This is a genomic window from Streptomyces sp. NPDC049597 (assembly GCF_040675505.1).
Lineage (GTDB): Bacteria > Actinomycetota > Actinomycetes > Streptomycetales > Streptomycetaceae > Streptomyces.
Map to the genome: position 1 here is coordinate 178,012 of NZ_JBFAOY010000002.1, position 18,716 is coordinate 196,727.

An 18,716-nucleotide genomic window follows, 5' to 3' on the forward strand; every position below is an offset into this window, starting at 1 on the left:
GACAGGGGGCGAGCGCCCGTCAGTTCAGGTGCTTCTCGAGCCAGGCCACGTCCCAGTACCGGCCGAACTTGCGGCCCACCTGCTCGTACGTCCCGACGTGCCGGAAGCCGAAGCGGGCGTGGAGCCTGTGGGAGGGCTCGTTCGTCCCCGTGCCCTCGGCGGAGGTGGCCCCAGCGATGCCCGCGTAGGCCCGGTGCACGTCCTCGCCCTCGAGCGCCGCGAAGAGCTCCTCGTAGAGGAGCGTGCCGATGCCTCGGCCGGTGGCCTCGGGCGCCAGGTAGACGCTGACCTCGACCGACGTCGAGTAGGCCGGCTTGGGGCGGAAGGGGCTGCTGGTCGCGTAGCCGAGGACGCCTCGGGCCGCGTCCCACGCAACCAGGAGGCGGTGCGGGCCGTCTTCAGGGTGGGAGTGCAGCCACGGACGACGTTGTCCGGGGGTGAATTCGACGGTGTCGAACGTGATGGCGGTCTCACGGACGTAGTGGTTGTAGATGTCGGTGAGGCGGTCCAGATCGGCCTCCGTGCCAGCCCTGACCTGCACGTCCCTGCGCTCCGGCGGCATCCGTCCTCTCCCTTCGTGGCGGCACAGGGTACTGCATGATCGCGGAAATCGATGCATCCCATGGGAATTCTGTCCGGATTCCAGTCGTTGTTTCCTTCGGATGCAGGGCACCCGGGAGGGTGTCGTGACCTACTCAGCAAGGGAGCTCGCATGGCAACCCGTGCCGTCGCCCGTCGCCAGTCCGACGCTGGGGACACCTCTCAGGTCTCCGGCTCCGGGGGTGGGACCGACAGGGCGAGCAGCGTTCGCGCCGTGGGCGGGGAGATCGCCGACCGCGACCTGGTCGGCATGTACCTCGACGAGATCGCGCGCACGCCACTGCTCGACGCCGCCAAGGAGGTCGAGCTGTCCCAGACCATCGAGGCGGGTGTGTACGCCCGCCAGATCCTCGACGGAGAGGTGGAGAGCGAGGCCGGCGGAGCCACACGCGAGGAGCTGGAGGCGCTCGCCGCGGCCGGTGAGCGGGCGAAGGACGTCTTCATCCGGTCCAACCTGCGCCTCGTCGTGGCCGTGGCCCGGCGCTACCCGCGCAGCGGACTGCCTCTGCTCGACCTGATCCAGGAGGGGAACGCGGGCCTGGTGCGCGCGGTCGAGAAGTTCGACTACGCGAAGGGCTTCAAGTTCTCCACGTACGCGACCTGGTGGATCCGCCAGGCGATCACCCGTTCCATAGCCGACCAGTCCCGCACCATCCGGCTTCCCGTCCACCTGGTGGAGGAGCTCGGCCGCATCCGCCGTGTCCAGCGCGAGTTCAACAGGGAGCACGGCAGGGACCCGGAGGCCGCGGAGATCGCGGAGGAGCTGGGCTCGACGCCGGAGCGCATCACCGACGTCCTGGACTGGGCCCGTGACCCGGTCAGCCTGAACATGTCCGTGGACGACGCCGGTGAGACCCAGTTCGGCGATCTGCTGGAGGACACCTCGGCGGTGTCGCCGGAGCAGTCGGTGCTCACGCTGCTGCGCAGCGAGGAGCTCGACGACCTCATCGGCAGGCTCGACCACCGCACCGCCTCGATCATCCGTATGCGGTACGGCATCGAGGACGGCCGGGAGCGCACGCTGACGGAGGTCGGCAAGGAGCACGGCCTGACGCGTGAGCGCATCCGTCAGATCGAGAAGCACGCGCTGCTGGAGCTGAAGCGCATGGCCCGCGACACGGGCTTCGACGCGGCGGCGTAGTCACGTCCGCTGGGCGCGGCGCGGACGAGGGCATGTGGCGGACGATCCTGGCATCCACCAGGACCGTCCGCCGCCGCGCGTCTGGGGGGCAGTCCACCGCGCCCCCGGGCGTCCGCGATCCCAGGTGACGGGCGTGTCGGGCCGTCCGATGCTGCGCCGCGCAGAACCGTCCGCTGCTGCGGGGCCGCGCAGAACCGTCCGCTGCCCCCGAACGCCCGCGTCAGGCCGTGGACCTCGTCAGGCGAGTCGCCAGGTCCCTCACGTAATCCCGGAGCGGCTGCGGTCCGTGCACCGTGAACTCGCAGTCCACCAGCGCCAGACGCAGCGCCAGCCACTCCACCGAGTCCGCCGCCCGGGTCCGCAGCCGGCAGGTGTCGTCGCCGGTCGGGACGGGCGCGCCCAGGTGCTCGGGCAGCCTGGCCGCGACGAACGACGCCGGGGCGCGGAAGCTCACGTCGACGTCGTGCTCCTGCTGCTGTCGCGACATCGTGTGGCTCAGCAGCTCCGCCGCGTCCCCCACCGGAGCCTCCCGCGGAGTGAACCGCGCCCCCGTGGCGAACGGTTCCGTCACCCGGTCCACGCGGAACGTGCGCCAGTCCTCGCGCTGGAGGTCGTACGCGACGAGGTACCACCGGCGCCCCGTGGACACGAGCCGGTACGGCTCGACCTGCCGGCGCGTCTGTGCGCCGTCGCCGGCGCGGTAGGCGAAACGCAGCCGCTCGCGGCCGGTGACGGTGCCCGCGATGACCGTCAGCGTCTGCGGATCGATCGTGGCGCCGTCTCCCCTGGTCAGGGGCAGCGTCGCCGCCTGGAGGGTGGTCACTCGGTGCCGCAGCCGGGACGGGAGCACCTGCTCCAGTTTGGCCAGGGCCCGCACCGAGGCCTCCTCGATGCCCTCGATGGCGTGGCCCGCACCCGCCCGCAGGCCGACCGCGATGGCCACCGCCTCCTCGTCGTCCAGCAGGAGGGGCGGCATCGCCGCGCCCGCGACCAGGCGGTACCCGCCGTCCGCGCCCTTGGTCGCCTCCACCGGATAACCGAGGTCCCGCAGCCGGTCGATGTCGCGCCGGATCGTGCGCGGGCTGACGCCGAGGCGGTCGGCGAGCTCGCTGCCGGGCCATTCGCGCGGTGTCTGGAGGAGCGACAGCAGATTGAGGAGTCGTGCCGGAGTGTCCGTCATGCTGTCCAGGATGGCGCTCATCTAGGACGTGATCTGACCTATATGCACTCCAGAATCCTCGTATGAGTTCACAGCAGCCCGCCGTAACGGGTACGGCATCGGACCGCCGGCGATGGATCGCTCTCGCCATCGTCATGACCGCGGCCTTCATGGACCTGGTCGACGTCACCATCGTCAACATCGCGATCCCCAGCATCGAGCGGGATCTCGGCGCCTCGTTCGGCGCGATCCAGTGGATCACCGCGGGGTACGCGCTCGCCTTCGCCGCCGGTCTGATCACAGGCGGCCGGCTCGGTGACATCTACGGCCGCAAGCGGCTGTTCCTGATCGGCATCACCGGATTCACGATCGCCTCCGCGCTCTGCGGGTTCGCCCCCAACGAGGAGATGCTGGTCGCCTCCCGCCTCCTGCAGGGCACGGCGGCGGCCATGATGGTGCCGCAGGTCCTCGCGATCGTGCACGTCACCTTCCCGGCGCACGAGCGCGGCAAGGTGTTCGGCCTGTTCGGCGCGGTCGTCGGTCTCGGGGCGGTCTCCGGCCCCCTGCTCGGCGCGCTGCTGACCCAGTGGAACCTCTTCGGCCTCGAATGGCGCCCGATCTTCCTGATCAACCTTCCGGTCGGCATCGCCGGTCTGATCCTGGGACGGAAGTTCATCACCGAGTCCCGTGCCCCGAAGGCGCTCCGGCTCGACCTCGTCGGTGTCGCCCTGGTCACCCTCGGCCTGCTGATGCTGATCTACCCGCTCACCCGCGGCCGCGAGCTGGACTGGCCGCTGTGGGGCCACCTGTGCATGGCCGCCAGCCCGCTGGTCTTCGCCGTGTTCGTGGCGTACGAGAAGTACAAGACCCGCAAGGACGGCTCCCCGCTGGTCGAGCTGTCGCTGTTCAAGGTGAAGAGCTTCGCCGCGGGCATCGCCGTGCAGCTGACGTTCGGTGTCGTGCTGGGCATCTTCTTCCTGGTCTGGACGCTGTACATGCAGATCGGGCTCGGCTGGAGCCCGCTCAAGGCCGGTCTGACCGGCGTGCCGTTCTCGATCGCCGTCTCGGCGGCGGCGGGGATGTCGGTGCAGCTGCTGGTGCCGCGGTTCGGGCGGAAGGTGCTGCAGGCCGGCTCGGTGACGATGGTCGCCGGTCTGCTGATCTACATCTGGGAGGCGGACCGGTACGGCACGGCGATCGCCCCCTGGCAGATGAGCCTGCCGCTGGTCGTCATGGGTGCCGGGATGGGTCTGATCGTCGCGCCGCTCACGGACGCCGTGCTCTCGGAGGTGCCGCGCGAGCACGCCGGTTCGGCGTCGGGCCTGATCAACACGACCGGCCAGATGGGCAACGCCCTCGGCCTCGGCCTGGTGTCCGTGGTCTTCTTCGGCACGATCGACGAGGAGACGCCGGCACCGGGCGCGGTGGGCCGGGTGTTCGCCGAGGCGTTCCAGCACTCGCTGTGGTGGGTGGCGGCGGTGCTCGTCGCGATCTTCCTGGTGATGTTCGCGCTGCCGGCGCGCCCGAAGCAGCACCTGGAGGCGGGGGCGGCGGACGACGCCTCGGAGCCGGTCGAGAGGACGGCGGAGCAGGTGGAGGGTGCGCAGGGAGGCGAACCGGAGCCGGTGCTCGTGCCCTGAGACCACCGCAGGTCCTGGATGCCGCTGTCCTGGAGGCCGCCGGTCCCGGCAGGGGAACCGGTGCTCCGATGCCCGCGCCACGATGTCGTGGCGCGGGCATCGGCCTGCCCTGATGCCCGGCTGTGTGGATTCATATGCCCGAATCTGTTTACTTCGGCGAAATGCGGGCGTAGCCTGCTAGGAGAAACCACAGCTTCGGGCATGGATCGGATGTAGAACCACATGTACGCAGCGGAGCGCCAGCAGGAGATCCTGCGGCTCGCCCGGGACGGCGGACGCGTCGACGTCCTGTCGCTCGCCGAGTCGTTCCAGGTCACCGCCGAGACCATCCGGCGCGACCTCAAGTCCCTGGACCGCGCCGGGCTGGTGCGGAGGGTGCACGGAGGTGCCATCCCGGCCGGGCGGCTCGACTTCGAGCCCGACCTCGCCGAGCGGGAGTCCACCGCCGCCGACGAGAAGGACCGCATCGCCCAGGCCGCCCTGGGTGAACTGCCCGAGGAGGGCAGCGTGATCCTCGACGCCGGATCCACCGTCGGCCGCCTCGCGGCCGCGTTCCCCCTGGACCGTTCGCTCACCGTCGTGACGCATGCCCTGCCTGTCGCCGCGCGTCTGGCCGACCACCCCGGGATCGACCTGCACCTGGTCGGCGGGCGCGTACGGCACCGCACGCGTGCGGCCGTCGACGCCTGGGCCCTGCGGGCGTACGGCGAGATCCACGCCGACGTCCTCTTCATCGGCGCGAACGGGTACTCGGTGGACGGCGGCCTGACCACCCCCGACCTGGCCGAGGCAGCCGTCAAACGCGCCCAGATCGCCGCGGCGCGCCGCGTCGTCCTGCTCGCCGACTCGGCCAAGCACGGACAGGAGCACTTCGCACGGTTCGGCGGCCTCTCGGACGTCGACCTGCTCATCACGGACAGCGGGCTCGCCCCGAAGGACGCCGCGGCCATCGAAGCCGCGGGCACGGAAGTCGTACGCGCATGATTCTGACCGTCACTCCGAACCCGTCGCTGGACCGCACCTACGAGGTCCCGTCGCTGGACCGCGGCGAGGTGCTGCGCGCCACCGGCGAACGGATGGACCCGGGCGGCAAGGGCGTCAACGTGTCACGGGCCGTCGCAGCGGCCGGACACCGCACCGTCGCGGTCATGCCGCTCGGCGGCGCGCCCGGCGCACTCGTCGCCGACCTGCTCGCGGGCCAGGGCATCGACGTCGTGTCCGTGCCGCTGGCCGGGCACACCCGCTCGAACATCGCCGTCGCCGAACCCGACGGCACCCTCACCAAGATCAACGCTCCCGGTCCCGAGCTGAGCCCCGTCGAGTCGGCCCTGCTGCTCGCCGCGATCCGAAGGCACTGCGCGTCCGCGGACTGGATCGCCTGCTGCGGCAGTCTGCCGCGCGGCCTCGGACCCGAGTGGTACGCCGAACTGGTCGCCCGTGCCCACGCGGCGGGAGCGCGCGTCGCCCTCGACACGTCGGGCCCGTCGCTGCTCGCGTCGCTGTCCGCGCGCCCCGACGTCGTCAAGCCGAACGCCGACGAGCTCGCCGCGGCCGTGGGCCGCCCGCTGCTGACCGTCGGCGAGGCGGTCAAGGCGGCGGAGGAGTTGCTCGCTCTCGGCGCGCGCTCCGTCCTCGCCAGCCTCGGCGCCGACGGCCAGTTGCTCGTCTGCGAGGCGGGCGCGTACTTCGGCTCGGCTGCCGTGAGCGCCGTGCGCAGCAACGTCGGCGCGGGAGACGCCTCCCTCGCCGGATTCCTCGCCGCCGGCGGGGAGGGCCGCGGCGCACTGGCGGCGGCGGTCGCCCACGGCGCGGCGGCGGTGCAGCTGCCGGGCAGCGTGATGCCCACCCCCGCCGACCTCGACCTGTCCGCGGTCACCGTGACCGCCGACATCCCCCTGGACCGAGTCCTCACCGAACAAGGGAGCCCGCGATGAGCGACATGATCACCGCGGACCTGGTCGACCTCGACCTGGCCGCAACGACGAAGGAAGCGGCGGCCCGTTCGCTGGCCGAACGGATGAGGGAGCTCGGCCGGATCACCGACCTGGACGGCTTCCTCGCCGACGTGGCCGCGCGCGAGGCGCAGATGCCCACCGGCCTGGACGGCGGCATCGGCATCCCGCACTGCCGCAGCGCCCACGTCACCGAGCCGACGCTGGCCTTCGGCCGCAGCGCGGCAGGCATCGACTTCGGTGCGCCGGACGGGCCGGCGGACCTGATCTTCCTGATAGCGGCGCCGGCGGGCGCGGACGACGCCCATCTGACGATCCTGTCGTCGCTGGCCCGTCGCCTGATGGACGAGTCCTTCACCGGCGCGCTGCGCACGTCGACGGACCGCTCGGCAACGGCGTCCCTGATCCGCGGCGACGCACCGTCGCGGGCCGAGGCGCCGGTCACGGAAGAGGCGGGCGAGGCGGCGTCGTCGGACGTGCGTGCGGCCGCGGATGAGCACGGCACGGCTGCCTCCCGGCCGTCGGAGGGCGGCGCCGTCGAGGCTTCGGCCGCGGGGCCGTCCGACGCGGACGCTGACGCTGGGCGGACCGGCGCCGACACCGCCACCGCCGAGGACGACGGTGCGGCCGCCGGCTCCGCCCCGCGCGGCCCGTTCCGTGTCGTCGCCGTCACCTCCTGTCCCACCGGGATCGCCCACACCTACATGGCGGCCGAGGCCCTGGAGAAGGCCGGTGGCGCCGCCGGTGTCGAGGTGGTCGTCGAGACGCAGGGCTCGGCCGGGTTCGCCCGGCTCGACCCGGCCGTCATCGCCGCCGCCGACGGCGTGATCTTCGCGCACGACGTGCCCGTACGGGACAAGGAGCGCTTCGCCGGCAAGCCCACCGTGGACGTCGGCGTCAAGGCCGGCATCAGCCGGGCCGCCGAACTGATCGCCGAGGTGCGCGGCAAGGCCGAGCGCGGCGAGGTCACCGCGGCGGCGCGGACGTCGGCCCCTGTGGACAGGGCGGGCGAACCCGGCGAGGGCTACGGCACCAAGCTCCGCAAGTGGCTCATGTCCGGCGTCAGTTACATGGTCCCGTTCGTCGCGGCGGGCGGTCTGCTCATCGCTCTGGGCTTCGCCATCGGCGGTTACGAGATCTCCGACGCCAAGTCCGTGGCCGAGCAGTTCGTGTGGGCCGACCTCTCGAGCTGGGCCGCGCTGCTGTTCCAGATCGGCGGGCTGGCGTTCAGCTTCCTCGTGCCCGTGCTCGCCGGATACATCGCCTACGGCATGGCCGACCGCCCCGGTCTGGTCCCCGGTTTCGTCGGCGGTGCGATCTCGCTGACCATCAACGCCGGCTTCCTCGGCGGCCTGATCGCCGGTCTGCTCGCAGGCTTCACGGTCATGGCCATCCAGCGCCTCAAGGTGCCCAAGCCACTGCGCGGCATCATGCCGGTCGTCGTGATCCCGCTGATCTCCTCGATCGTGGTCGGCTTCCTGATGTTCCTCGTCGTCGGCAAGCCGATCGCCGAGCTCCAGCAGGCCCTGACCGACTGGCTGTCCGGCCTGTCCGGGGCCAACGCCGTCATCCTGGGCGTCCTGCTCGGCCTGATGATGTGCTTCGACCTCGGTGGCCCGCTCAACAAGGTCGCCTACGCCTTCGCCGTCGGCGGCCTCGCCAACCCGACCGAGGGCTCGCTCAAGGTCATGGCCGCCGTGATGGCCGCGGGCATGGTCCCGCCGCTCGCCATGGCGCTGGCGACGGTCGTGCGCGGCCGGCTGTTCACGAAGACCGAGCGGGAGAACGGCAAGGCGGCCTGGGTGCTGGGCGCCTCGTTCATCACCGAGGGCGCTATTCCGTTCGCCGCGGCCGACCCGCTGCGGGTCATCCCTTCCGCGATGGTGGGCGGCGCGGTCACCGGCGCGCTGTCGATGCTCTTCGAGTGCACGCTGCGCGCCCCGCACGGCGGCATCTTCGTCGTGCCGCTGATCGGGAACCCGTTCCTCTACCTGCTCGCCATCGTCGCGGGCACGCTCGTCAGCACGGGCCTGGTGCTCCTGCTCAAGGGCGCACGCAAGCCGGCTCAGGCCGCCGCGTCCGCCGAGGCGGCGTCGGCGGAGAAGGTGTCCGTCGCCGCCTGATCCGGACCGTTACCGCACCCGCGCGCGAAGCTCCATGGCTTCGCGCGCGGCGTGCTCCGCCTCGTAGACCTCGCACATGTGGCGGCCGTCGGGCGTCGCCGTGTGCTCGACCTCCCACAGGCTGGTCTCCGTGCCGTCCAGCAGCAGGAACGCGTGCTCGTACAGCGTGAAACCGGCGTCCTTGCCCGCCACCCGGAACTGTCGTCCGAAGACCTGCGTGATGTGGTGCGCGAACGCCGCCTGCAACCGACGGGCGGTCTCCTCGCCGGGCCGGTTCTCGTTCTCCGCGCGGCGCAGCACCCGGCGGGCGTGGTCGGCCGAGTCGTCGGGGACGTACATCGGCGGGGGAGGCGGCGGGGGCGGCGTCATCAGCGAGGCGAGGAGCTCCAGGTCGGCGTCCAGGCAGAAGCCGGGGCCGGGGGCGTCCTGGGCGAACCCGGGGAAGCCGGCCGGGAGGCGGGACGCGGCGAGCCGGGCCTCGGACTCGTCCGCGTAGAGCTCGTACTGCTCCGTGTCACGGGCGTTGCTGTTGCTGTGGACGAGCTCCCACAGAGTGAGCGAACTGCCGTCGCCGAGCAGGTACGTATGACGGTAGGTCGCGCGGTGCAGCCCCGCCTCGTGGTGGGAGGAGTGCAGCGAACTGGCGTGAGTCAGCGCCGATCCGAGCCGCTCGACCGTCGCGTCGGGCAGATCGAAGGAGTTGAGCGCCCGACCCAGGAGTCGCTCGAGGTGCGTCTCGGTTGTCTCGTACGGATCGATCGGATCGTTCAAGGTGGGTCTCCAGGCCGTCGCCACACGTCACTTGCTGATTGCTAAACGTAGCGCTTGGGTCTGACAGCACGTTCGGGGTTCAGACAAAACGAAGGGGCGAGCGGCCGGGTTCCCGTTTCGCGGGACGTTCCCAACTGGCCGCGCGGTGACGTCATCCGGCGCCGTACAGCTCCCGGTACGAGGGGAAGACGCCGCCGGGTCCGTCGACGCCGTCGGCCGCCCGCACGGCCCTCACGATCGCCCGGGTCACCATGTCCGCGCCCGCGGCGAGGATGTCGTTGAGGGCGAGCGGGTCGTCCTTGTCCAAGGCCTTCGCGCCCGTGGCCAGGGCGAACACGGTGTCGCCGTCGTTGAGCAGGTGCACCGGCCGTACGGCGCGCGCGATGCCGTCGTGCGAGGTGCCGGCGAGTTTGTGGGCCTGGGCGCGGGTCAGGACGGCGTCGGTGGCGACGACCGCGAGGGTGGTGTTCAGCGGCGCCGGCCCGTTCTTCTCGCGTGCCTCGGCCAGCCGCGACTGGGCCGCCGCGTGCACGGCGGGCTCCGGTTCGGTGGTGCGTTCGCTGCCGTACGCGCCGTACAGTGCGCCCGTGCGCGGGTCCACCGCCGAGCCGACCGCGTTCGCGACGACCAGCGCCGCCACGGTGATCCCCGACTCCAGGACACAACTGGCGGTCCCCACACCGCCTTTGAACTGTCCGATCACGGCACCCGTGCCCGCGCCCACCGCTCCCTCGACGACCGGGGTGCCTTCCGCGCTCGCCGCCGCGGCCTCCACCGCGGCCCGTCCGGTCGAGGCGTCGGGCCGGGCGTGCCAGTCCCCGCCGCGGCCGAGGTCGAAGACGCACGCGGCCGGCACGACGGGAACGACCTGCGAGGGATCCGGCCCCACCCGCACGCCCCGGCCCTGCTCCTCCAGCCACGCCATCACCCCGGCCGCGGATTCGAGCCCGAAGGCGCTGCCGCCCGTCAGCACGACGGCCTCGATGCGCTGGACGAGGTTACGCGGGTCCAGGGCGTCCGTCTCCCGGGTGCCGGGCCCGCCGCCGCGCACGTCCACCGCGGCCACCACACCACCTGCCGGCGCGAGGACGACGGTGGTGCCGCTGAGCGCGCGCTCGCCCGGTACCTGCGCATGCCCGACCCGCAGACCTGCCACGTCCGTCAGTCCGCCGCTGCCCGAGCCGGGGCCGGCCACCGGCCCGCTGAATTCGTCGACGCCCATGGCTCCCACCGTAGTTGGTCAACCGGCCGTCGCGGGGTGCGGTGGGCGGGCGGCCAGTGTCACGCCGACCGCCACCGTCGCCGCCGCGGCCAGCCCCGCGGCGAACACCGCCCAGTGGCCCACGAACGTGCACGCCAGGATCGCCAGCGCGCCGGCCGGCAGCAGCAGCTGCTGCGCCGCGCCGCGCTTGAAGTAGCGGGCGTGCAGCAGCCACACCGTCACGAAGAACGTCGCGGCCGGGATGGTCACGGCCGCGGACGCGGCGGTGACCGACACGTGCGCCTTGCCGACCGCCTCCTCCACCGCGACCTCCAGCCCCGCGCCGACCGCAGCTGCCGAGGCGAAGATCGCCAGGTGGCCGTAACCCCATGGGATCGCCTGGCGGTTGGACCCCAGCCGCTCGTGTGCCGGGACGGCGAAGTAGATCCACCACGCGGCGAAGACGATCAGCAGCCCGCCCGAGGCGATGGGCAGCAGGTCGCCGAGGGCGTCGTTCTCGTCGAGCGCGGACTGGACGGCCGTGGTGGCCGCGTGCATGGTCTCGCCGAGCACGATGAGCGTGAACAGCCCGTACCGCTCCACGATGTGGTGTGGGTGCCAGGCCGTCTGGTGATTCCGCTCGGCGACCACGGGGACGAGCAGCTCGCCGACCACGACGATCAGGAACAGCCAGCGCCGCGATCCCTCCGGAGCCCACAGCAGCGCGACCCACGCGGCCTGGCAGAGCACCAGGCCCACCGCGTACTGCACAGCCGTGCGCCGGGCGGGGCCCGACGGCTCGGAGGCGGCGGCGCGCAGCCACTGGGCGGTCAGCGCCACGCGCATCAGCAGATAGCCGACGACGGCGACGGTCCAGTCGTTGTCGGCGAAGGCGCGCGGCACGCCCGCCGCATAGACCAGGACGCCGGCGATCTGCACGAGTGTGGCGATCCGGTACGGCACGTCGTCGCAGTCGTAGGCGGAGGCGAACCAGGTGAAGTTCATCCACGCCCACCACACTCCGAAGAACACGTACAGGTAGCCGACGACTCCCGTCGCCGCGTGGTTCTCGGCGACGGCATGCACCAGTTGGAGCCCGGCCTGGGCGACGGCGACGACGAAGCACAGGTCGAAGAAGAGCTCCAGCGGGGTCGCGGTGCGGTGGCCCTCCTCCCGGCTGCGGGCCGTCATCCGCCGCAGAGGCCTGCCGTGATAGGGGTGAGCGGACCCGTTGTCCGGAGCAGGTGTGGACATCATGGGCAAAGCACAGCAGAACGGTCCGCTCGCCGATGGCCGGACGCGCGAGCCGGCCGATCCGGTCACTCGGTCATCTGCCGGGGTCCTCTCTCACCCCCCTGTCCTCCACAACGGGCTCATCCGCACAGACCGCCCTAGCGTGGCTTCGTGACCGAGGAGCCGGAAGTTCCCGCCGTACCGACGAAGCCGTCGGTGCCCCCGTCCGAGCCGCCGCCCGTGCCGCCTGTGCCTCCCGCACCGCCGTGGCGAGGCGACGGCACGACGGCTCGGGGCACAGGGCGACGCCGCCTGGTGGGGTGCGGGCCTCCCGGCCCCTGTCGTTCCTCGTGGTCCTCGTCCTGCGGTCGCCGGCCCCGAAGACCGTTGACCTCAGGGGCCCCGGCCGCCTTACCCTGGATGTATGAGCACCGCCCCCGCCCCCGGACCGCGAGATGCGAAGCAGCCCGGTCGCCAGCACTCCAAGCCGGAGCTGATCTTCGACGATCCGATGGACGAGCAGTCGTCGGACGACACGGACCGCGGGTGGGGTGAGCGGCCTCAGGCCGGCGGTGACAGCGCCGCCGATCTGGCGCGCTTCCTCGACGAGAAGCCGCCTCACCACCTCTGAGCCCCGGGGGCTCATGGCTGCTGCGGTGGCTAGCCGCGGTCGCCGGGTGCCGAGGCCCCTGCCGGGCCCCCGGCCTCCCCGCCGCGCTGGGCGACCAGAGCGTCGCGGATCTCCTTCAGGACCTCCAGCTCCGTCACCTCCAGCGTCTCCTGCACGCCTTCCTTCGCCTTGCGCTGTGCCTCGCGGCGTGCCAGGTACTTCGCCATGGGCAGCACCATCAGGAAGTACACGACGGCCGCGGTGATCAGGAACTGCAGGGTGGCGCCGAGCACCGATCCCCACATGATCTGGATGCCTTGCATCTCGCCGTCGACGACCCGGCACGGGGCCTTCAGGCAGGAGCTGTAGGAGTCCAGGTTCTTCGTGCCGAACGCTCCGACGAGCGGGTTGATCACGCCCTTCACCACAGCGTTGACGATGTTGGTGAACGCGGCACCGATCACGACGGCGACCGCGAGGTCGATCACGTTGCCACGCATCAGGAAGGCCTTGAAGCCTTCGAGCAGGCTCGGCTTCTTCTCGCTCACGAATGAGCCTCTTTTCACATGTGCGGTAGGGGAGGGGGGCAGTTGCGCAACTTACGTCAGCCCCCGGCCGCCCTGTCCAATCCGCAGCCGACGACAGCCGCCCTGGCGATACGTCAGCACGAGTCGGCGCATCGAGCGTCAGCACACTGCCACCGCCAGTCGGGACGTCGCCCCCGCTCCGGCCAGCGTGGCGGCGGTGGCCCGCGGAACGGACAGCACGATCAGCGCGCCGCCCCCAGCCGGGTCCTCGCCCGCTCGCGGGATCGCGGCGACCCGGACGCCGGAGGCCACGACCTTCGCCGGCGAATCCTCCGCCGGCGAATCGGCGGCTGCGATCACATCGACCCGGTCTCCCGGCCGCAGCAGGCGGACCGTCGCCGCGTCGGCGATCCGCACGGGAGCCGACACCAGAACGTCACCAGGGTGGCGGTCACGCGCCGGAGCGGCGGCAGCCAAGGCCCCCGTGCCGGAGCCGCCTTGTCCATGCGCCCCTGACCGGCTGCCCGGATCGTCCGCGCCGCGCGCGCTCGAGGCGGCCAGCGCCGCGGCCGTCACCGCCAGCCCGGCAGCCATCGCACGCCGCTGCCTGCGCAGCGCCCGCCGCAGCCGACGGCTGCCACCGCGCACCCGCAGCGGCGCGAACTGCGGCACGCCCAGGGGCTCCGGAGCCGGTGACGACGCCATGGAGAATCCGGCCGGGACGGTGAACGGAGCGGCCCTCGGCAGCGTGAACGGAACGGTCGGCGGAGAGCTCACCGGGCCCGACGCGCCGGCCGGCGCGTCCGGTGACGCGTCCGGCGAAGGCGGCGCGGACGAGGCTGGCGCCGAGGCGGCGGAGGTCGCCGGCGGTGTCACGCGGCCGGTGAGTGAGGCGGAAGCGGAAGCAGAGCCGGGGGAGGCAGGGGAGCCGGGACCGGAAGAGGAGCCCGGGTCGGTGAGTGAGCCGGGACCGGGAGAGGAACCGGGACCAGGGGATGAACCGGGAGCCGGGGAGGAACCGGGACCGGAGGAGGCAGAGGAGCCGGGGCCGGAAGAGGAGTACAGGGACATGCCGAGCACCGCCTGTCATGGAGGGTGGACCGGGCCTGCTGCCCGTGTCCGACCGCTCCTCACGATCCACCTTCCGGCCCCAGCCCACCGAAGCCTGTGGACAGTCCCCGGCTTGTGGACAACTCGGCCACTCGTGAAGGTGATTACGGCAGTTGGATGCCCGGGTCGACTCCCGCCAGCGCGTTCCCGCACGTGCAGTCGCGGTCCTCGTTCGCAGGCAGCGCGGCCACCGCGTCGAACAGCACGGTCCGCAACCGGTCCACATTGGCGGCGAACACCTTCAGGACCTCTTCGTGGGACACGCCCTCGCCCGCTTCCGCCCCGGCGTCCAGGTCCGTGACTAGGGTCATCGACGTGTAGCAGAGCTCCAGCTCACGGGCGAGCACCGCCTCCGGGTGCCCGGTCATGCCGACCACCGACCAGCCCATCGCGGCGTGCCAGCGCGATTCGGCACGTGTCGAGAAGCGCGGCCCCTCGACGACCACCAGAGTGCCGCCGTCCACCGGCTCCCAGTCGCGTCCGCGCGCCGCCTGCAGGGCCGCCTTGCGCCCCCGCGGGCAGTACGGGTCGGCCGGTGAGACGTGCACGACGTTCGGCACCTCACCGGACGGCAGGGGCAGCCCGTCGAAGTACGTCTGGGCCCGGGACTTCGTACGGTCCACGAACTGGTCGGGCACGAGCAGTGTGCCCGGGCCGTACTCCGGCCGCAGACCGCCCACGGCGCACGGACCCAGCACCTGGCGCACGCCCACCGACCGCAGCGCCCACAAGTTGGCCCGGTAGTTGATGCGGTGCGGCGGCAGATGGTGGCCGCGGCCGTGGCGGGGCAGGAAGGCCACCTTGCGGCCGGCGATCTCGCCGAGGAACAGCGAGTCGCTGGGAGCGCCGTAGGGTGTGTCCACCTGGATCTCGGTGACGTCGTCCAGGAAGGAGTAGAAGCCCGAGCCGCCGATCACGCCGATCTCGGCGCGGGCGGAGCCGTCAGGAGAACCGGAACCGCTCTCGGGTCCTGCGTTCGGGTGCGCGTTGGTCGCCATGGCGCTCACACTAGCCGGACGCGAAAACGCCAAGAACCCCGCCGTGGCACTGGCCACGGCGAGGTCCGCGCATCGTGGGGATCAGGCGGCGGAGCCGGAGGCGCTCGCGGCGCTCGTCGAGGAGGACGAGGCGGAGCTCGACGACGAGGTCGTGGTCGAGGACGACTTCGACTCGGACGACTTGGAGCTCGACGAGGCAGGCGAGCTGCTCGACGACGAGCCACGGCTGTCGTTGCGGTAGAAGCCGGAGCCCTTGAAGACGATGCCGACCGCCGAGAACACCTTCTTGAGGCGTCCGTCGCAGCTCGGGCACACGGTCAGGGCGTCATCGGTGAACTTCTGCACCGCCTCGAGGCCCTCGCCGCATTCGGTGCACTGGTACTGGTACGTCGGCACTTGTCTTCCTCCTGGCACTCTCACTCGATGAGTGCTAACGACGATCCATAGTGACGTATTCCGCTGGATCAGTCCACCGTCACCGGCACTCGGTGACCGATCCCACGTGCGGCCACTCGCCCGCCGGCCGCCGGAACGAGCCGCGAACGCAGTGCCAGCAGGGTGGCCAGCGCCAGCCCCGTGCCCACGAGCGGGACGGCGAATCCGGCGCTCGCGCCGTAGCCGTCGGCAAGCCGTCCGGCCACCGTCACGGCCGCCGCCTGCCCGAGTGCCACCGCGCCCGTCAGCCAGGTGAAGGCCTCGGTGCGGGCGGACGCGGGCACCAGCGACTCGACCAGCGTGTAGCCGCTGATCAGGGCCGGTGCGATGAACAGGCCGACGACCAGGCCGAGCGTGCCGAGCAGTGCCACGGAGTGCGCCGTCCACAGCAGGGACGCGGCGACGGTGAGCGCCGCGTAGCCGACGACGAGCCGGCGGCGCGGTCCGCTCTTCCAGGCGATGGCTCCCACGGCGATGCCGGCCAGCATGTTGCCCGCGGCGAAGAGACCGTAGAGCAGACCGTTCATGCCCGGCTGCCCGATCTCCTCGGTGAAGGCGGTCAGCGAGACCTGCATGCCGCCGAAGACCGCGCCGATGCCCAGGAACGCCACGGCGAGCACCCGCACGCCGGGTACGGAGAGCGCGGACGTACGCTCCGCGCGCACCCCGGCGCCCAGGTGGCCGTGAGCAGGCTGGGTGCGGCGCTGGGCCGCGAACAGCAGGCCGCCCGCCAGCGTGAGCGCCGCCTCGGCGATCAGGCCGGCGGCGGGGTGCACGCCCGTGCACAGGGCGGTGGCGAGGACCGGGCCCACCACGAAGGTGAACTCGTCCGTCACCGACTCGAAAGCGGCGGCGGTCTGCATCAGGGGCGAGCCCTGGAGTGCGGCGGCCCAGCGGGCCCGCACCATCGGTCCGATCTGCGGCACCGACGCACCGGTGGGCACCGCGGCGGCGAACAGGGCCCACAGGGGAGCCCCCGTGAGGGCCAGTGCGGTCAGCGAGGCGACGGAGACGGTGTGCACCAGGACGCCGGGCACCAGGACCGCGCGCTGGCCGAAGCGGTCGGCGAGCTTTCCGCTCTGCGGGGCGAACAGCGCCATGGAGACGCCGGTGACGGCGGCGACCGCACCGGCGCTGCCGTAGGAGCCGGTCGTGTGCTGCACGAGCAGGACGATGCCGATGGTGAGCATCGCGAAGGGCTGCCGGGCAGCGAAACCGGGGAGCAGGAATGTCCAGGCCCCAGGGGTGCGGAGCAGCTGTCCGTAGCCAGGACGCCTGCCAGAAGCGACCGTGGATGCCACGGCCCCTTGCCTTTCTGCCGCCTGGTAGCGCTCCCCTGGGTGTCGGGAGTCGCCGAGAGCTGTCCTCTTGCGCGGAACTGCGGTAGATACCGGGGTCCGCTCGGGGGACGCCGCGGCCGCCATACGGTCGCGCCAGCTCTGCGTCAGGCAGAGTTGGTCGATCAGTGTGCCTTCATCGTACAGGGATTCCTGCCATCACCACCTGGGAAATGGCAGAGATCACCCCGTCTGTTCCTGGGTTAGGCAGATCCTGGCCGCTGAAGGGCGCGCGGTCCACGGTCCGCGGTCATGTGGACCCGCCTCCGGTGCCCAGCCAGCCGGCCAGCTTTCCGCCCTGGCTGACGGCCTTGAGCCGCCGCTCCGCGGCGTCCTTGACCGGATCGGTGGCCACCACCAGCAGCTCGTCGCCGTGCCGCAGCACGGTCGAGGGGAGCGGCACGAAGCTCTTGCCCTCGCGCACGACGAGGGTGACCGCCGAGCCGGAGGGCAGCCGCAGCTCGGCGACCTCCACGCCGTGGATCCTCGAGGTGTCCGGGATGGCCACCGACAGCAGATGGCCGCGCAGCCGCTCCAGCGGGGCCGACTCGACGCCGAGGTCGGTGGCCTCGGAGGAGTCGCCGAGCCGCAGCGCCCTCGCCAGCCACGGCAGCGTCGGGCCCTGCACCAGGGTGTAGACGACGACCAGCACGAAGACGATGTTGAAGATCCGGTCGTTGCCCTCGACGCCGGAGACCGTGGGAATGGTCGCGAAAATGATGGGCACGGCGCCGCGGAGGCCGGCCCAGGACATCAGCACCTGCTCCTGCCACGGGATGCGGAACGGCATGAGGCTGACGAGGACTCCCACCGGGCGGGCGAGCACGGTCAGCATCAGGCCGACCACCACCGCCGGCCAGAAGTCCCGCAGCAGCTCGTGCGGTGTCACGAGCAGGCCGAGCAGGACGAACATGCCGATCTGCGCGATCCAGCCGAGGCCCTCGGCGAAGCCCCGGTTCGCCGGCGCGTGGGGCAGCTTGGAGTTGCCGAGGATCATGGAGGCGAGATAGACGGCGAGGAAGCCGCTGCCGTGCGCCATGGCGCCGGCCGCGTACGCGACCACGGCGATGGCCATGACGGCGATGGGGTACAGGCCGGACGCGGGCAGTGCGACGTGCCGCAGCCCGAACGCGCCGAGCCAGCCGACGGCCAGTCCGATGATCGCGCCGATCGCCAGTTCCAGCGTGATCTTCCCGACGAGGGTGTACCAGTGGTCGATCGGGCCGGCCGAGGAGAAGGCCACGACGAGAATGACGACCGGGGCGTCGTTGAAACCGGACTCGGCTTCCAGGGCGCCTGTCACCCGGGACGGAAGCGGCACCTTGCGCAGGACGGAGAAGACCGCCGCCGCGTCCGTGGAGGACACGACCGCTCCGATGATCAGTGCCTGTCGCCATTCCAGGCCCACGAGGTAGTGAGCGGCCGCGGCCGTGATGCCCACGCTCACCGCGACACCGACCGTCGACAGCGCAGCGGCCGCCGGCAGCGCGGGTTTGATCTCCTTCCACTTGGTGCCGAGGCCACCTTCGGCCAGGATCACCACAAGTGCGGCATAACCGATCACCTGCGTCAGTTCGGCGTCGTCGAAGTGGACGTCGAGCAGGCCGTCCTGGCCCATCGCGATCCCGATCCCGAGATACAGCAACAGGCTGGGCAGCCCACTGCGGGACGAGATGCGCACCGCCGCGACGGCGATGAGCAGGACGAGCGAGCAGATGAGCAGGAGTTCGTTGAGCTGGTGGACAGTCAGTGGCCGATCCTTCCCCTCGCGCCCTCATACCGGTGAGCTTCGTACCGGTGGCGACACTTCGTTACCTTACCTAATCTTTAACGTTTCCTTGATGGCCTGATGATCTGTTTGTCCGACTGCTGGGATGGT

General features: G+C 71.7%; 17 protein-coding genes. 6 read left to right on the forward strand and 11 right to left on the reverse strand.

Translation table 11 applies throughout. The features are described 5' to 3' along the window. Positions 1-19 precede the first annotated feature (19 nt). Positions 20-562: an N-acetyltransferase family protein gene (locus AB0K02_RS04670; protein ID WP_365990888.1), complete on the reverse strand. Its 543-nt coding sequence runs from the start codon at positions 560-562 to the stop codon at positions 20-22. A gap of 150 nt (positions 563-712) precedes the next feature. On the opposite strand from AB0K02_RS04670, the gene AB0K02_RS04675 reads away from it, so the two are divergent. Further along, a complete protein-coding gene (locus tag AB0K02_RS04675) occupies positions 713-1,741 on the forward strand; it encodes a sigma-70 family RNA polymerase sigma factor (protein WP_365990889.1) in 1,029 nt (342 codons plus the stop codon). Between the two features lie 220 nt (positions 1,742-1,961). Here AB0K02_RS04675 and AB0K02_RS04680 read toward each other — a convergent pair whose 3' ends face one another. Next, positions 1,962-2,921: a YafY family protein gene (locus AB0K02_RS04680; RefSeq protein ID WP_365990890.1), complete on the reverse strand. Its 960-nt coding sequence runs from the start codon at positions 2,919-2,921 to the stop codon at positions 1,962-1,964. A 62-nt stretch (positions 2,922-2,983) separates the two neighbouring features. Here AB0K02_RS04680 and AB0K02_RS04685 point away from each other — a divergent pair, with 62 nt between their 5' ends. The 4 genes from AB0K02_RS04685 to AB0K02_RS04700 all read left to right on the forward strand — a co-directional run bounded on the left by AB0K02_RS04685 (position 2,984) and on the right by AB0K02_RS04700 (position 8,615). Further along, a complete protein-coding gene (locus AB0K02_RS04685; protein WP_365990891.1) occupies positions 2,984-4,540 on the forward strand; it encodes an MFS transporter in 1,557 nt (518 codons plus the stop codon). Positions 4,541-4,762: 222 nt separating this feature from the next. Continuing rightward, on the forward strand, positions 4,763-5,524 hold the full coding sequence (locus tag AB0K02_RS04690; RefSeq protein WP_365990892.1) for a DeoR/GlpR family DNA-binding transcription regulator: 762 nt from the start codon (positions 4,763-4,765) through the stop codon (positions 5,522-5,524). After that, on the forward strand, positions 5,521-6,474 hold the full coding sequence (gene pfkB, locus AB0K02_RS04695) for a 1-phosphofructokinase (protein ID WP_365990893.1): 954 nt from the start codon (positions 5,521-5,523) through the stop codon (positions 6,472-6,474). The genes AB0K02_RS04690 and pfkB overlap by 4 nt, the downstream gene beginning before the upstream one ends. Then, on the forward strand, positions 6,471-8,615 hold the full coding sequence (locus AB0K02_RS04700; RefSeq protein ID WP_365990894.1) for a fructose-specific PTS transporter subunit EIIC: 2,145 nt from the start codon (positions 6,471-6,473) through the stop codon (positions 8,613-8,615). Before pfkB ends, AB0K02_RS04700 begins: the two co-directional genes overlap by 4 nt. A gap of 9 nt (positions 8,616-8,624) precedes the next feature. On the opposite strand, the gene AB0K02_RS04705 is transcribed toward AB0K02_RS04700, so the two are convergent. The 3 genes from AB0K02_RS04705 to AB0K02_RS04715 form a co-directional block, all read right to left on the reverse strand. After that, complete coding sequence (locus AB0K02_RS04705) at positions 8,625-9,386, reverse strand: DUF6227 family protein (RefSeq protein WP_365990895.1); 762 nt, start codon at positions 9,384-9,386, stop codon at positions 8,625-8,627. 151 nt (positions 9,387-9,537) lie between these two features. Beyond that, positions 9,538-10,608 carry a P1 family peptidase gene (locus AB0K02_RS04710; protein WP_365990896.1) on the reverse strand — a complete coding sequence of 357 codons (1,071 nt, stop codon included), beginning with the start codon at positions 10,606-10,608 and terminating at the stop codon, positions 9,538-9,540. 18 nt (positions 10,609-10,626) lie between these two features. Then, a complete protein-coding gene (locus AB0K02_RS04715; protein WP_365991016.1) occupies positions 10,627-11,841 on the reverse strand; it encodes a low temperature requirement protein A in 1,215 nt (404 codons plus the stop codon). A gap of 403 nt (positions 11,842-12,244) precedes the next feature. On the opposite strand from AB0K02_RS04715, the gene AB0K02_RS04720 reads away from it, so the two are divergent. After that, positions 12,245-12,451, forward strand: a complete 207-nt coding sequence (locus AB0K02_RS04720; RefSeq protein ID WP_365990897.1) for a hypothetical protein — start codon at positions 12,245-12,247, stop codon at positions 12,449-12,451. A gap of 29 nt (positions 12,452-12,480) precedes the next feature. On the opposite strand, the gene mscL is transcribed toward AB0K02_RS04720, so the two are convergent. The 6 genes from mscL to AB0K02_RS04750 all read right to left on the reverse strand — a co-directional run bounded on the left by mscL (position 12,481) and on the right by AB0K02_RS04750 (position 18,587). Beyond that, positions 12,481-12,978: a large conductance mechanosensitive channel protein MscL gene (gene mscL / locus AB0K02_RS04725; protein ID WP_365990898.1), complete on the reverse strand. Its 498-nt coding sequence runs from the start codon at positions 12,976-12,978 to the stop codon at positions 12,481-12,483. A gap of 138 nt (positions 12,979-13,116) precedes the next feature. Continuing rightward, a complete protein-coding gene (locus tag AB0K02_RS04730) occupies positions 13,117-13,662 on the reverse strand; it encodes an RcpC/CpaB family pilus assembly protein (RefSeq protein WP_365991017.1) in 546 nt (181 codons plus the stop codon). Between the two features lie 509 nt (positions 13,663-14,171). Next, positions 14,172-15,065 carry an S-methyl-5'-thioadenosine phosphorylase gene (locus AB0K02_RS04735; RefSeq protein WP_365990899.1) on the reverse strand — a complete coding sequence of 298 codons (894 nt, stop codon included), beginning with the start codon at positions 15,063-15,065 and terminating at the stop codon, positions 14,172-14,174. A gap of 81 nt (positions 15,066-15,146) precedes the next feature. Further along, a complete protein-coding gene (locus AB0K02_RS04740) occupies positions 15,147-15,461 on the reverse strand; it encodes an FmdB family zinc ribbon protein (protein ID WP_365990900.1) in 315 nt (104 codons plus the stop codon). Positions 15,462-15,529: 68 nt separating this feature from the next. Beyond that, positions 15,530-16,801: an MFS transporter gene (locus AB0K02_RS04745; protein ID WP_365990901.1), complete on the reverse strand. Its 1,272-nt coding sequence runs from the start codon at positions 16,799-16,801 to the stop codon at positions 15,530-15,532. 286 nt (positions 16,802-17,087) lie between these two features. Continuing rightward, entirely contained in the window at positions 17,088-18,587 is a 1,500-nt protein-coding gene (locus AB0K02_RS04750) for a potassium/proton antiporter (protein ID WP_365991018.1), read from the reverse strand. Between the last annotated feature and the right edge of the window lie 129 nt (positions 18,588-18,716).